This is a genomic window from Devosia ginsengisoli (genome assembly GCF_007859655.1).
In the GTDB taxonomy this organism is placed as follows: domain Bacteria; phylum Pseudomonadota; class Alphaproteobacteria; order Rhizobiales; family Devosiaceae; genus Devosia; species Devosia ginsengisoli.
Genome location: NZ_CP042304.1, coordinates 238,518 through 253,462 on the forward strand (window position 1 = coordinate 238,518; position 14,945 = coordinate 253,462).

11 protein-coding genes are annotated in these 14,945 nt (G+C 63.5%); 8 read left to right on the plus strand and 3 right to left on the minus strand.

Translation table 11 applies throughout. From position 1 onward, the window contains the following. Positions 1-126: 126 nt before the first annotated feature. The 3 genes from FPZ08_RS01270 to FPZ08_RS01280 form a co-directional block, all read right to left on the minus strand. Entirely contained in the window at positions 127-2,145 is a 2,019-nt protein-coding gene (locus FPZ08_RS01270; RefSeq protein WP_146288304.1) for a TRAP transporter large permease, read from the minus strand. Between the two features lie 5 nt (positions 2,146-2,150). Next, a complete protein-coding gene (locus FPZ08_RS01275; protein ID WP_146288305.1) occupies positions 2,151-3,410 on the minus strand; it encodes a type 2 periplasmic-binding domain-containing protein in 1,260 nt (419 codons plus the stop codon). A 180-nt stretch (positions 3,411-3,590) separates the two neighbouring features. Then, entirely contained in the window at positions 3,591-4,229 is a 639-nt protein-coding gene (locus FPZ08_RS01280; RefSeq protein ID WP_146288306.1) for a TetR/AcrR family transcriptional regulator, read from the minus strand. An 85-nt stretch (positions 4,230-4,314) separates the two neighbouring features. Between FPZ08_RS01280 and FPZ08_RS01285 the strand changes: the two genes are divergently transcribed. From FPZ08_RS01285 to FPZ08_RS01315, 8 genes are all read left to right on the plus strand, one after another. After that, a complete protein-coding gene (locus FPZ08_RS01285; RefSeq protein WP_146288307.1) occupies positions 4,315-6,681 on the plus strand; it encodes a CaiB/BaiF CoA-transferase family protein in 2,367 nt (788 codons plus the stop codon). A gap of 12 nt (positions 6,682-6,693) precedes the next feature. Beyond that, positions 6,694-6,876, plus strand: coding sequence for a hypothetical protein (locus FPZ08_RS22130; RefSeq protein ID WP_210246841.1), 183 nt, complete (start codon positions 6,694-6,696; stop codon positions 6,874-6,876). Next, positions 6,797-7,495 carry an enoyl-CoA hydratase-related protein gene (locus tag FPZ08_RS01290; RefSeq protein ID WP_210246842.1) on the plus strand — a complete coding sequence of 233 codons (699 nt, stop codon included), beginning with the start codon at positions 6,797-6,799 and terminating at the stop codon, positions 7,493-7,495. The genes FPZ08_RS22130 and FPZ08_RS01290 overlap by 80 nt, the downstream gene beginning before the upstream one ends. A gap of 2 nt (positions 7,496-7,497) precedes the next feature. Further along, positions 7,498-8,991 carry an acetyl-CoA acetyltransferase gene (locus FPZ08_RS01295; protein WP_146288308.1) on the plus strand — a complete coding sequence of 498 codons (1,494 nt, stop codon included), beginning with the start codon at positions 7,498-7,500 and terminating at the stop codon, positions 8,989-8,991. Between the two features lie 9 nt (positions 8,992-9,000). Further along, the gene (locus tag FPZ08_RS01300) at positions 9,001-10,248 is read left to right on the plus strand and encodes a multidrug effflux MFS transporter (RefSeq protein WP_146288309.1); all 1,248 of its coding nucleotides are present in this window, start codon (positions 9,001-9,003) and stop codon (positions 10,246-10,248) included. 91 nt (positions 10,249-10,339) lie between these two features. Beyond that, positions 10,340-11,356 (plus strand): MBL fold metallo-hydrolase, encoded by a 1,017-nt coding sequence (locus tag FPZ08_RS01305; protein WP_146288310.1) that lies wholly within the window; start codon positions 10,340-10,342, stop codon positions 11,354-11,356. A 423-nt stretch (positions 11,357-11,779) separates the two neighbouring features. Beyond that, positions 11,780-13,789, plus strand: coding sequence for a bifunctional aldolase/short-chain dehydrogenase (locus tag FPZ08_RS01310; RefSeq protein ID WP_146288311.1), 2,010 nt, complete (start codon positions 11,780-11,782; stop codon positions 13,787-13,789). Between the two features lie 124 nt (positions 13,790-13,913). Continuing rightward, entirely contained in the window at positions 13,914-14,924 is a 1,011-nt protein-coding gene (locus FPZ08_RS01315) for a Gfo/Idh/MocA family protein (RefSeq protein WP_186767158.1), read from the plus strand. Positions 14,925-14,945: the final 21 nt, after the last annotated feature.

Sequence of the window (14,945 nt, forward strand, 5' to 3'; positions counted from 1 at the left end):
CTTTGCGGCAAGACCGGATGGCGTGAAAACCCCGACCTCGCGAGAGGCCGGGGCTGATTGGTCGAACACCTGGTCATGCTCCCGAAGCAGATTCTGAAATCTGCCACCGGGGGCCACACTGCAGGATTACCGGATCGACATCTGGTCCGGCAGCCAGGTCACGAGATCGGGGAAGAAGATCAGCAGCACGGCCACCAGGACCGCTATGGGCATGAGGTACCACACGGACGACATGACGTCGTTCAGCGTGATCTTCTGGCCGAGATTGATCTCCTTCTCCTGGCATAAGGCGTGGATCACGAAGGACAGGATGCCGACCGGCGGTGTCAGGATGGCCAGCTCGCCCATGAACACGCAGAAGACGCCGAACCACAGGAGCGACACGTCGAGTTCGCCCAGGATCGGGATCAGCAGCGGCACTGTGAGCAGCATGATCGGCAGGTTTTCCATGAAAGTGCCGAGCAGCAGGTAAACCGCCAACACGATCAGCAGGAACGTGACCCGGTCAAAGCCGGCATGGCTCACCCAATCGGCGAAGCCGTCTGCCAGGCCTGATAGTGTCAGCAGGCTGGACAGGATCTGGGCACCGATCAGCAACAGGAAGATGGCGCCCGAGGTGATGATCGTGTCGACACCGGCATCGACAATGGTTCTCCACGATGTCTTGCCCTTGACGATGATGGTCAGGATCAGCGCACCGAGTGCCCCCGCCGCTCCGGCCTCGGTTGCCGTCAGCACGCCGGCAAACATGCCGCCGAGCACGATGCCGATCAGCACGGGCATGGGCCAGATGCCGGCCAGCGATGTCCAGCGCTGCGACCAGGTGATGACCTCGCCGTCATTCTTGCTGCGACCGCCGACCAGGCTTGGCCAGATCGTCGCCGCCAGAATGAGCGCCATGCTGAAGACGAAGGCCACGAACAGGCCGGGGATGATACCGGCCATCAGTTGCGGCCCGATGGGAACCTCGGCAATACCGGCATAGATGACCAGCGCCGTGCTGGGCGGGATCAGCTGCCCCGGCAGGCCCGAAATCATGATCGAGGCGATGGCCATGCGGCGGTCATAGCCGGCCCGCAACATTTCCGGTATGCCGATCCGTCCAAGCGCATATGTGGTGGCGAGCGTGGAGCCGCTCACCGCCGCCAGGCCGGTGCCTGCAGCATTGGTGCTGACGGCGAGACCCCCGGGCAGCCATTTCAGCCAGACCCGCGCTGCCACATACATCTGGGCGGTGAGCCCCGACTTCCAGAGCAGAATGCCCATGAAGATGAACATGGGCAGCACGCTGAAGGTCCAGTTCGCGACCGCATCGAACGGCTGGTTCTCCAGCATGGTGAACACGGCACGCGGGCGAATGGCCCACAGGCCGAGCAGGCCCGGTCCGGCGAGGGAGAAGGCCACCGGCACCTTGAGGAACAACAGCACCAGCATCAGGCCGACGGCGCCCAGGGCAATGACCTGCTTGGCCTCGAAGGCGAACATGGCGACCAGGCAGATAGCGATGGCGCCGATAATTGCGGCCCGGACCAGCCAGCGCTGGCCCTTGGTGGCCTCGGCGGGCTTCGCCTCTTCCTCGGCGATGCCGAGCCTTTCCAGCTCCAGTTGCTCCTGGTCCTTCTGGATTGCCCGTCCCATGATGAGGTTGGCCATTTCCATGAGGAACAGCACGCAAAGCGAACCGAAGGCGATCGGCGGCAGGAAGGTCGTCGGCCAGACGATCACGGCGCTGGTGCCGACCACATGCCGTCCCTGCGCCATGCTGTGTAGCGCTTCCTGGAACGTGTAGTAGGCGAAAGTCCCGCATAGAGCCGCCCCGATCAGCGCGATGCCAATGGCAACCTCGCGCTGGTTTTTCTTGGGCAGCATATCGAACAGGATATTCGCGGAGATATGCCGATTGAGAACCTGCGCCGCCACGAAGCCGGGAAAGGCAATCAGCGGTAGGTACCAGAAGGCCACAATTTCATTGGTGCCGCGCAAGGGCGTGTTGAAGAAGTAGCGCCCTGCCACATTGGCCAGCGTGTGCGCCATCAGCAGCAACACGCCGAACACGGCAGCAACCTGGATGAGCGTCACGAGAGTTTCGAGATACCAGCGTCGGGAATCGACGACGGTCACCTGCGAGCTTGCTGCCGTGTTCATTGCGCTCACTCCGGTCGATTGGGCAGCAGGATTTCTTCGAACAGGCGATCGACGAACGGGTCGATGTCAACCTTGCCCGGCTCGTACCACGCGCCGAAACTGGCCCAGCCGGGGTCCAGTTCGGTGTATCCGAGCTCGGCGACGATCGCTTCCCACTTGCTGGAGGCCGTCAGAAAGCCCTCCACAACGGCGTTGGCGTCGCCGAAATACTGGAAGGACCGCATCTCCTCGAGAACCTTGTCGTTTTCGGCCACCAACCGCTCGGCGGCGTCAGGCGACAGCTCGAGCACTTCACCGCCGGCATCGGCAATGTCCTGCAACCCGACCTGGGTCTGCTTCCAGCTCGCCAGGATGGTCTGCCGGATATAGGCCTTGGACAGGTCCCACAGCAGCTGGCGCGCCTCGAGCGGAATTTCCTCCCAGAAGACAATGTCGAACGCCATGTTGGTCGTGGTCAGCCCGAAGCCGGTATTTGCCGGCGCCAGCGCATGATAGGGCGCCAGCGGAATGATGCCGGCGACCTTGGCGGTGGTAATGGAGGTGAGGGCGCAACCGATAATGCCGCGCTGCAGGCCTTCGAACATCTCGCTATAGGGCAGCGAGACGGCAGAGGCGCCCAGCGCGTCCACCTCGCGGCCGTGGATCAGTCCACCGGCGCGGGTCTGTACGCCGGCCAGCTTTGCCACATCGTTGCGAGGCTCGCTGCAAAACAGGCCGCTGGCCGTTGTGCCGCCCTGGATGAAGAGCGGCTCGACCCCGTAGTCGCGCTGCTCCTCGATGGCTTCTTCGGTGCCGGAAGCCTCCATCAGGGTGCCCCAGGTCTGCAATGCACCGGCAATCGGCGAGGAATTCGAGACGAAGCTGAGATCGACCAGACCGGCGCTGATGGGGAAGTTCGAGGGGTCGTATTGGGCGATGACGCCGCCGAAGGTGATGCGCCCATCGGCCACCGCCGGCGCGGTATTGCCGGCCAGAATGGCGTTTCCGTAGACGACCTTGCCCTGGATTTTGCCGCCGGACCACTCGGTCACGGCCGCAACATATTGTTCCGAGGCCAGGCTGTTTTCGTCACCCGGGCTGCCGGTGACCTGCATCACCAGCTCCACCGGATCCATGTCGGCCAGCGCCGCGATGAACTCTTCCTTGGCCGCCCCATAGGGCAGCCCGGCGGCATGGCTGAGCGCGGTGGTCGACAGCAAAAGGGCAAAAGAAGTCGTTATGGCGGGCAGCACATGCTGCGACCGCCGTTTGAATTCGGCAAACATTCGGGTCTCCTCCCCGGTAGGCGCGACAGGGCTATGTCCTGTTTTGACCGTCCTTCTTCGTGGCGATCTTTTACGGACGAATAGCGTCTATAATACTCCGGAGCGAGCGGATGGCAAGAGTGTGCGCCATCCGAACAGGGAAGTATCGACGAATGTCGTAATCGGGGCAGGGCAGGAAACCTAGGGCTTGGGCGGTGCGCCCGAAGCTGTCAGCAGAAACCGGGCAAGCGACTTGGCGAACTCGTCGGCATTGAAATTATCCAGTGGCATCAGGCCATTGCCGGCTCGCACGATGCGGTTCAGGACCGTGCCTGATAGCGCCATCTCCAGCATCTGCGAATCCACCCCGGCCGGCAATTCGCCGCGGTCGATTGCCCGCTGGAAAATCTTGGCCTGGCGCGAGGCCGTGACGGCGCCGAGGTTGAACGCGACTTCCCGAACCTCGGAATAACGGCGGGTATCGGCATGCAGATTGAGCACGATCCCGCCCCGGGTTCCCAGGAAGCGATCGAGCATCAGCTTGATCATCGCGATCAGGTCCGCCTCGATCGATCCCTCATCGATCAGCGCGATCGGGTCCCAGCGCAGGGCGAAGGTTTCGCGCAGCAAGTCTTCGCGAGTCGCCCATCGGCGGTAGATCGCGGCCTTGCCGACACCCGATTGTTTGGCGATTGCATCGAAATTGAATCCCGCCCAGCCGGCTTCCGAATAGATCGCGATCGCGGCATCGAAGACTTTGTCTTCGATATTGGTGTCGCGAGGGCGTCCTCGACGGCGCGGTTCATCCGATGCGCGCAATTCTTCAGATGCCTCTTGCATCAAACCTCCAACTGCGTATTTTAGACGGTAATCGTCCGTAATAAAAACCTGGACGAAACTTTACGTGAGGGATGGAGGATCCGCAATGCAGCGGACTGAGCGGCCGCTTGCCGGCCTGATCGTTGTCGACCTGATGAATGGTTCATTGGCCGCGATCGGCCGGACCCTCGCTGAGCTCGGGGCAGAGGTGGTGTTGGTGGAAACTGCCAGCTCGGCACGCCCGGGCGCTGAAGATCGCCGCCGGCAGATCGAGTTTGCAGTTGGCAATGTCGGCAAGCAGAGCGTGGTGGTGGATCTCGATACACCCCGCGGCCGCGCCAGCCTCGATGCGCTGATTGCCCGCGCCGATATCCTGATCGAGGATGCGTCTCCCGCCGCCGAGGTGCAGCTGGACCTCAATGATATCCGCGACCGCTACCAGACGCTGACGGTGCTCTCGGTCAGCGATTTCGGCAGGGACAACGTGTTCAGCGGCTACCAGGCCACCGATCCGGTGCTGCATGCCCTGTCGAGCGAACTGGCGCGCTCCGGCATCAAGGGGCGCATACCCCTGCTGCCCCCCGGCCAGCTGGCCTATGCCACGGCCGCCACGCAGGCCACTTTTGCCGTCCTGCTGGCCTACTACAACCGCCTTCGCACCGGCTGGGGCGATTGGCTCGACTTCTCGGCGCTCGATGGCGTCTCGCAGGCGCTCGATCCCGGTTTCGGTATCGGCGGCAGCGCCACGCAAGGCGGCCGGCCGAGCGATATGCCGCGTGACCGCCCACCCAGGGGACAGCTCTATCCCATCATCGACTGCGCCGACGGCAAGGTGCGCATCTGCGTCCTCTCGCCTCGCCAGTGGCAATCGCTGCACAGGCTCATGGGAAGCCCCGAAGCATTTGCCGATCCCGCCTTCGGCAACACGAAGGTGCGGCGTGAATCGGAGGCGTTGAACGAGGCTATCGCCGCCCATTTCGCCACCATGACCCGCAAGGAACTCGAGATTGCTGGCGAGACATTCGGTGTGCCGATCGGTGCGGTGCTCTCGCTGGAAGAGGCTGTCGTCACCGAGCATATGCAAGCCCGCGAGACACTGACAACGGTTGCCGACGGTTTCGGCGGTACGATCCAGCTCACCAACGGCGCGCTGGAAATCAACGGCGTGCGCATGGGGCCACCAAAGCATGTCTCAGCGCGTGGCGCCGACAGCGTCAAGATCGGTGGCAAGCCGCTCGGTGCCCATCGCCAGGGTCCAAAACCCGGCAAGCGTCCGCTGGAAGGCATTCGCGTACTCGATCTCGGCGTCATCGTCGTGGGCGCCGAGCAGGGTCGCCTGCTTGCCGACTACGGCGCCGATGTCATCAAGGTCGAGGCCAAGGCCTTCCCGGACGGCGGTCGCCAGACCCTGAATGGCGAGCCGCTGTCCATGGGCTTTGCCGCCGGCCATCGCAACAAGCGGAGCCTCGGGCTCAACCTGAAGAGCGAGGAGGGCAGAAAGCTATTCCTGCGGCTCGCCGAGAAGGCGGATGTCATTCTCTCCAACTTCAAGGCGGGAACGCTGGAATCGCTGGGCCTGGGCTATGACGTCGTCAGCCAGATCAACCCGGAAATCATCATGGTCGACAGCTCCGCCTTCGGCCCGACAGGGCCGTGGAGCCGCCGCATGGGCTATGGCCCGCTGGTCCGGGCCAATGCCGGCCTGACCGACCTCTGGCGCTACCCCGACGATCCGGAAAGCTATTCGGACTCGGTGACGATCTACCCTGATCACACCGCCGCACGGGTCGGCGTGGTTGCCATTCTCGCCATGCTGATCGCCCGTCTCGGGCATGGCAGGGGCGGGCGGGTCAGCATCGCCCAGGCCGAAATCATGCTCAACCAGATGAGCGAGCAGATCGCCCTGGTCGGCGAGGGCCTGCCGCTTGAGCCCGCCGATGCGCCCTGGGGCGTCTTTCCCTGCAAGGGCGACGACGAATGGTGCGTGATAACGGTCCGCAATGATGCCGACTGGCAGGCGCTGAATGCCGTCACAGGATGGTCCAAGGTCTTGGGCGACACGCGTCTTGCGACCCGTGAAGGGCGCCATGTCCACCGGGAGCATATCGAGGCCGCCCTGCGACAGTGGCTTGCCGACAAGACACCGCACGAGGCCATGGCCATCCTGCAGCAGGCCGGTGTGCCGGCTGCGGCGATGTTCCGGGTTCATGACCTGATGGAGCAGTTCTATTTCGGCCAGCGCTCTTTCCTGCGCAGCGAAACCCACCCCCACATCCCCGGAAGCTACCTCGTGGAACGGCATTCCATTGTCAGCCACGACCTGGCCGAACCCCCAATGGGTGCCGCGCCGCTGATGGGGCAGCACACGACCGAAGTGGTGCGCGACTGGTTGCGCCTGACCGGTGCCGAGACCGACCGATTGGTCGCTGCCGGGGTCCTTGAGCCAATTGAACAGCCGGTCGCGGCGGAATGAGAGGAGAGCAATATGTCTGAAGAAAAGCCGGCGGTGCTGGTTGAGCGCCGCGAACACGTGATGATCATCACGCTGAACCGTCCCGAAGCCCGTAATGCCATCAACAAGGCAGTCCATGTCGGCGTCGGTACGGCGCTGGAGGAGGCCGAGCACGATCTCGGAAATCCGGGCCGTCATCCTGACCGGCGCGGGTGACCGCGCTTTCTGCGCCGGCGCCGATCTGGTCGCCGTATCGCGCGGGGAAAATCTGCGGCCCGATGACCCGGCCCAGCAGGCCTGGGGCTTTGCCGGCTTCGTCTCACACCCGATCAGCAAGCCTGTCATCGCGGCCGTGAACGGCTTTGCCCTGGGCGGCGGCACCGAGATATCGCTGGCTGCCGACCTGATCGTCGCCGCCGATAGCGCCAGCTTCGGCTTGCCCGAGGTCAAGCGTGGCATCTATGCCGGTGCGGGCGGCACGTTTCGCATCGTCGAGCAACTGCCCAGGAAAGTCGGCATGGAATTGCTGCTGACCGGCGAGCCGATCACGGCCCAGCGCGCCAAGGAACTCGGCTTCGTCAACGTCGTCGTGCCGCTGCCCGAACTGCTGGATGCGGCATTGGCTCTTGCGGCGCGCATCACCGTCAACGCCCCCATCTCGGTCCAGGCCAGCAAGCGGATCGCGCTGGGCATTATCGATGGGCGCATTCCGGCCGACAACGACGCCTGGGCCCGCAGCGCCGCCGAGGCCAAGGTCGTCATGGCGTCCGAGGATGCCAAGGAAGGCCCGCGCGCCTTCGCCGAAAAACGTACGCCAGTCTGGAAGGGACGCTGATCATGACCATGGATGCAGAACATACCCCCGTCATCGTCGGGGTCGGGCAATATAATGACCGCCCCGAAAACCCCGATGACGGTCTCGACTCATTGGGCCTCATGGAGCAGGCGCTGCGTCGCGCTGACTCTGATGCCGGCGGTGGTTGGCTTGGGGATATCGACTGGCTGGGAACGGTGGACCAGATATCCTGGCCGCAACTGGGCGAAATCACCGCGCCATTGAGCGAGCGCCTCGGCGCCAACCCCAAGCACCGCACCACAACCTCGATGGCCAGCGGCGACAGCCCGATCTTCCTGCTCAACGAGGCAGCCAATGCGATTGGCGCCGGGGAGGCCAAGGTGGCCGCCGTCGTCGGCGGCGAGGCCCTGCGGACGGCGGCGCATTTTGCCAAAAAGGGGAACGGCGGCTTCAGCTCGGTTCGTGAATCATCGATGCAGCGCGCACCGAGCTTCCGCAAGCGTTATGGCCTGGCGGGTCCGGTCGACCTCTACCCGCTCTATGAGAATGCCAGCCGCGCCGCTTACGGCCAGACCCTGGCTGAAGGGCAGGACGAAAGCGCCGCCATCTGGTCGCGCTTCGCGCAGGTCGCGGCGGAGAATGACGGCGCCTGGATTCGACGCGGTGCTACGCCGGACGAGATCAAGACGCCGTCCGAGAATAATCGGCCGATTTCGCACCCCTATAACAAGCTGATGGTGGCCAACAGCTCGGTCAACCAGGGTGCCGGCTATATCGTCACCAGCCTGGCCGAGGCCCGCCGTCGTGGCGTGCCGGAAAAGAACATCGTCTATATCGGCCTCGGCGCCTCCGGCCACGAGCCGGACGATCCGCTTGGCCGCGACCGCTACGACCGCTCGCCATCCATGGCCGTATCCATCAATCGCGCGCTCGAGCTCAATCGGCTCAAGACCGAAGACCTGGACTATGTCGAGCTCTATAGCTGCTTCCCCACCGTGCCCAAAATGGCCCGTCGCATCCTGAACTGGCCGCTGGAGAAGCCGGCCACGGTGTTTGGCGGCCTCACCTTCGGGGGCGGACCGATCGGCAACTACATGGCGCATGCCGTGGTCAGCATGGTCCAGAAGCTCCGTCAGGACGGACGTTTCGGCCTGTTGTTTGCCAATGGCGGCATCGCCACGCACAACCACACGATCGCCCTGTCCACCGAGCCATTCCCGCAGGCCCGGTTCCCGCAGGACTTCCACTTCCAGGCCGAGGCCGACAGTGCTCGCGGCGCGGTGCCGCCCACCGTCGAGAGCTACCAGGGCCCGGCAACGGTCGAGACCTATACCGTACTCTACGAGCGCGACGGCTCGCCCCGTTTCGGCGTCGTGGTGGCGCGAACGCCGGGCGGCGAGCGGACCCTGGCCAAGATCCTGCCCGATGACAGCGAGGGCATCGCCTTCCTGATCAGCGGAGCGGCAGAGCCGGTCGGAACCTCCGGCACCATCGTGCCCGGTCCCGATGGCGACCAGATCTGGCAGCGCGCCTAGGGGGCATAAATGGTGGACGTCGTCGCGGCGCCACGGCCGGTCATGAGCATCGGGCGCGTCAGCTTCTTTGGCGCGCTCCTGATCGCGATCGGCCCGATCTCGATGACCCTCTATTCCCCGGCGATGACCAGCATCGTCGAGGCAATGGGGACGACGGAGGCCATGGTGAAACTCACCATGACCTCCTACTACGCCGGTTTCGCCTTCGCCCAACTGCTGGCCGGGCCAATCTCGGATGCGCTGGGCCGGCGTGGTGTCACGGCGGGTTTTATCGGCCTGTTCCTGTTCGGCACCCTCATCTGCCTGGTGGCGCCCTCAGTCGAGATACTCATCGCCGGACGGGTGCTGCAGGGCCTAGGGGCTTCGGCCGGCGCGGTCATTTCGCGGGCTGTTATCCGCGATGTGTTCGAGGGCGACGATTCCTCGCGCATCATGAACCTCATCGGCATCATCCTGGCGGTCGGCCCCGCCTTTGCCCCCACCCTTGGCGCCCTCATCCTGTCATTCTGGGGCTGGCAATCGACCTTCGTCTTCATGTTCCTGATGGGGACTGCGGTGCTTGTCGCCATGCTGGTCGGAATGCGGGAAACCGCGCCGCCCGATCGGCCCAGCTTCCGGCTCGCGCCGCTCCTCACCAATTACGGCGTGCTGATCCGCAATCGTTCCTTCCTCGCCACCACCACCGTGGTGGCCGGCGCGGTGGGCATCTTCTATGCGCAGTCCACGCTGCTGCCCTTCGTGCTCATGGGCCGGATCGGCATGTCGGCGGGTGAATTCGGCATCGGCATGCTGCTGCAATGGGGCGGTTATTTTGCCGGGGCAATCGTGGTGCGGCGGCTGATGGATCGCGTCGGCGCCATGGCTTTGGTGCTGCCCGGTCTGCTGATCGTTTCGCTGGCGAGCGTGCTGCTGCTCAATACGCTCATCTTCACGCCCTCCTATCTCACTGTCATGCTGCCGATCGCGCTGCTGACCTTCGGCAATGCCTTTGTCGGCCCCGCCATGACCACGGCCACGCTGGCCCCCTTTCCCAGGATGGCCGGCACCGCCTCCTCGCTTATGGGGTTCCTGCAGATGGCGGCCGGCCTGCTGGTCAGCACCTTTGCCAGCCTGGCATCCGATCCTGTGCTGGCTCTGGTCGCCGCCAGTGTCGGCATGTCGGCAATGTCATGCCTTGCCTTCACCTACTACCGGTTGAAATTCCGTCGCGTTGAGGTCAATCCGCCATTGATCCTGCGGTCGCCCGCGGATGACTAGCTGCGATGGATTTGCCGGGTCGGTTGACGATTGCGGACGAATGGCGTCTAGAACGTCCGTCTTTTCCAGCCTGTCTGCCTGATCATGCTCAATGATGCTGCTCCCGCCCTCAATTCCCGTTGCCCCCTCGGGGCCGGCCCGGGGCGAGGGGGAATATATCGCCATAGGCGAACATGTGCGGTGGTACCGCCTTGTTTCGCCCATGGCGCCGATGGGTGGCGTCAATATATGGGCGCTCAGGGACGGCGATGGCTGGGCTGTCGTCGATACCGGCTTTGCCGATCCGGACAGTACTGCACAATGGCAGGTGATCCTGGACGACCTCGCGCTGCCCGTGACGCGCATCATCTGCACCCACTTTCACCCCGACCATATCGGGCAGGTGGGCATGCTGCAGCAGCGCTTCGATGCCCCTCTGTTCATGACGGATGTGGAGTGGCATTTGGCCAGGCGGATCAACGCGGCCGAGAGCAGCCCCTTTACCGAGCTGCTGCGGCGTTGCGGCCTCGCCGAGGAAGCCCTGGCCGCCCTGGCCGCCGGCAGGTCGGGCCGTTTCAGTTCGGGACTTCCCGAGCACTGCGAGATATTGACGCCGGGCGAGACCATCGTCATCGGAGAATTGCGCTGGCGGATCGAAACCGGCGCCGGCCATTCACCGCGGCCCGCCATTCTCGTCAGCGACGAAGCCCGGCTGGCACTGGTGGGCGACCAGTTGCTGATGCGGATCACCCCGCATGTCGGCGTGGACGCCGAGAACCCCGAGGGCGACCCTCTTGGCGCCTATCTCGAATACCTCCATGGCGCTGCCGTGATGCCAGGTGACCTGCTCGCGCTGCCCGGGCACGGCCCGGCCTTTCGGCAGGCCGGCTTGCGCGCAACCGAGATCGCGGACCACCATCACAAGGCGCTGGACTCGATCAGCCGCGCGCTTGGCACACCAAGCCTGGCCTCCGACATCCTTGTGCCGCTGTTCGGCCGCATCCCATCGGGCATGGGCCTGGTCCTGGCCCTCACGGAAGCCCTTGCCCATCTCAACCGCCTCGTGGCCGAAGGAAGAGCCCGGCGCTTTCTCGACGAGGCCGGCCACTACCGCTTCAGCCGCGACTGAAGCGGCGGAACCCCTGTCGGTGCAAAAAGACCCCGCGAGAGGCCGGGGTGATTGGTTGCTAAAGTCACCCGATGATCTGTCGGTGGAATAGGGCCGCCACCTTTGGCATTCAGATGGATATGCGCCCATCTCCGCCGCCCAAACAACCGCTGCCGCTTCCTAAAAGCGGACCTGGGCTACCCTTCTGGCGAAACCGGTCAGCATCGGTCGTAAGCATGCAGGCTGCGGCTCGAAGGGCTGCGCCTTGCATGTATCCGCCTCAGGGCAGCGTGTGATCCAGGAACCCCCTCATGCCGGCCAGCCAGAGCTGTCGCGGGGTGACTTGCAATTAATCACAACGATGATACAAATAACATTACGGATCGCGGCTTGACCGCCGAACTGAACCGCAAGGCCTATTGAACGAAGAGCAAAGAAGTCACGATGACTGTTTCAACCTGGTCCGATGAAGAGGCAAATCGGCTTGTCGCCACCCTTCACGCGCAAGGCGTGAACCGCGACATAGCGCTCGAGATTTATGCGACCCGTCAGCTCGGCCTCGATCCTTCACTGGTGCTCCATGGCGGGGGCAATACCTCGGTCAAGACGGCCTGGACCGATATCGATGGCCGTGAGGTCGACGTGCTCTGTGTCAAAGGCAGCGGTGCCGATATGGGCACGATCGGGCTGGGCGGAATGCCGCTGATGCGGATCGCCGAGCTCGTCCGCTTGATCGATATCGCGCAACTTTCCGATGACCATCTGGTCATGCTGCAGCGGCGCATGTTGCTGGACCCGGCGGCGCCTTCGCCTTCGATCGAAGCGCTGCTGCACGGCATCATCCCACAGAAATTTGTCAACCACACGCACGCTAACGCCATCGTGTCACTAACCAATCAGCCGCGTGGCGAGGACCTCGTCCGCGAACTGTTTCCAGACGCCTTGATCGTCCCCTATGTGATGCCGGGTTTTGATCTGGCCAAGGCTACGTATTCAGCACTGGCCGGCCAGCCCGACGCCGATGGTATCATCCTGCTGAAGCACGGCATTTTCACTTTTTCGGACGACGCGCGGGACGCCTATGAGCGGATGATCGCCATGGTCGACAAGGCCGAGCGTCGGCTGTCGCAGGGGCGGTCCAAGCCGTTTGCCTCGATCACGCTGCCCCATGCACTGGCCGATGCCAGCCAGATTGCACCCATCTTGCGCGGTGCCATTGCTATTCCTGGCGAGATCGATGACGTGTCGCGTCGATTTGTCCTTGAGCATCGCGCCAGCCCGGAAATTCTCGAATTCTGCAATGCTCCGGGCTTGCAGAGCCTGGTCTCGCGCGGCAATGCGACGCCCGAACATGTTCTGCGCATAAAGCGCACGGGCGTTGCCCTGCCGGCGCCGCGTCAGGATGCACTGGATGCCTTCCGGCAGGCAGTAGAAGCGGCAGTTGCGGCCTATTCCGATGATTACCGCCAGTACTTCGGGCGCAACGCTGCGCGCGCCGCCGAACCCAAGACCATGCTCGACACCATGCCGCGGGTCTTCTACGTGCCGGGCATCGGCCTGTTTGCTGCCGGCCCGACCAAGAAGGCCGCCGCCGCAGCGGCTGATGTCGCCGAAGCGACGGTGGAAGTCATCACTCGCGCCGAGGGCATCGACAGGTTCGAGTCGCTATCGGAGGCAGACCTGTTCGACATCGAATACTGGTCCCTCGAGCAGGCCAAGCTGGCCAAGGCGCAGGTCAAGCCGCTAACCGGGCAAGTGGCCGTGATAACGGGCGGCGCCGGCAGCGTCGGTTCTGCAATTGCCACCGCTCTCAAGGCTGAAGGCGCCGAGATCGCCCTGTTCGATCTCGGCGGCCCGTCGCTTGAAAAGGAAGCCGCGCGGCTGGGCGCTCTGGGTGTCGCCTGTGACGTTACTGATGTCGGCTCCGTCGATGCCGCGGTTGCGCGCACTGCGGCGCATTTTGGCGGTGTCGATATTCTCGTATCCAATGCCGGTATCGCCAGCCAGGGGCGCGTCGCGGAGGTGTCTGACGATGTGTTCCGTCGCGACTTCGACGTGAATTTCTGGGGGCATCAGTCGGTCGCCCGTGCTGTCGTCAAGGTGATGGAACAGCAGGGCAATGGCGGGGCGCTGCTGTTTAACCTCGCCAAACAGGCCGTCCGTTCCGGCCCTTACGAGACTTCCATAGCCGCCTTGCTTGCGCTCGTGCAGCAATACGCGATCGAGCATGGCGCAAGTGGCATCACGGCCAATGCCGTCCATTCCGATGGAGTGCATGCGGGGTTGATGGCGCCGCCAATCACGGCCAACGGCCACGTGCGGAGCAACCTGATTGGCCGCGAAGTGACCACGACCGATGTGGCTGATGCCTTTGTCTATCTAGCCAAGGCGCGTGTCTGCACCGGTGTTGTTCTGTCGATCGATGGCGGCAATGTCGGCGCGATGATGCGCTGACCTGGATTTGGCAGGGCCGCATGTGCGGCCCTCCTAAGTGACGCTCTGCGAGCCGCGATTAGCGCGGCCGTATGCAAGACGAATGACGCGTAACCCGATCGGGGCGCGGTATCTGGAGGATAGAATGGTCTACAATGTAGCAGTGATCGGTGCCGGCAACTGGAGCAAGAACCACTTGCTCGGCTGGCGGGCGCAAAAGGATGCCAAGATCACCTGGGTCGTGCGTTCCAACGAGGAACGGGCCAAGGCCCGGGCCGAGGAATGGGGCGTCGCCAATTACACTGCGGACTACAAGAAGGTGTTCGCCGACCCTGACGTCCACATCGTCGATCTGGTGCTGCCGCATGATCTGCACGCCAAACTGGCTATCGAGGCGCTGGAGGCCGGCAAGCACGTCGTGCTGGAAAAGCCGCTGGCCGAGAATATCGAAGATGCCCAAAGGCTGGCCGATGCCGCTGCTGCCAGCAAGCTCAAGGTCATGGTTGCGGAAAACTGGAACTACGGCACCTTCGTTTCCAGGGCCAAAAAGCTGCTTGAGGCCGGAGCTATCGGTCGTCCCTACATGATCCGTGGCGCGCTCGATCTCGATATCCGCTACGCCTTCAAGGGTGTCGCCTGGCGCCACCAGAGCGAGCGCATGGGCGGCGGCGTGCTGATCGATGCCGGCACCCACGCCATTTCGGTAATGCGTCATCTGATGGGTGAAATCACCGAAGTCTCGGCGCAGATCGACAATTACGATTTTCCCGATCTCGGCTCGATGGAAGATACGGCGCTTGTGCTGACCCGCTTTGCCAGCGGCGCCATGGGCCTGCTCAGCGCCACGGCTGTGGCCACCAAGGTGCGCAACAGCACCAGTTTCATGATCATGGGCGAAAAGGGGGCGATCGAGTTCGACACCCATGATCGCAGCTTCTTCACCACGATCGACAAGAAGCGGTCGGAGGAATTCACCCTTGAACCCTCCCGCGGACTTGTCGAGCAGATGACCCATTTTCTTTCCGCCATCCGGGAAGACACCACGCCGCTTACTTCTCCCATGGAACAGATGGGCTCGATGCGCACGATTCTTGCCGCGTATGAGAGCGCACGCACGGGGAGGACGGTCAAGACAGAGGAAATCAGGGCCAAGTAACTGGACTGATATTTTTAAGGG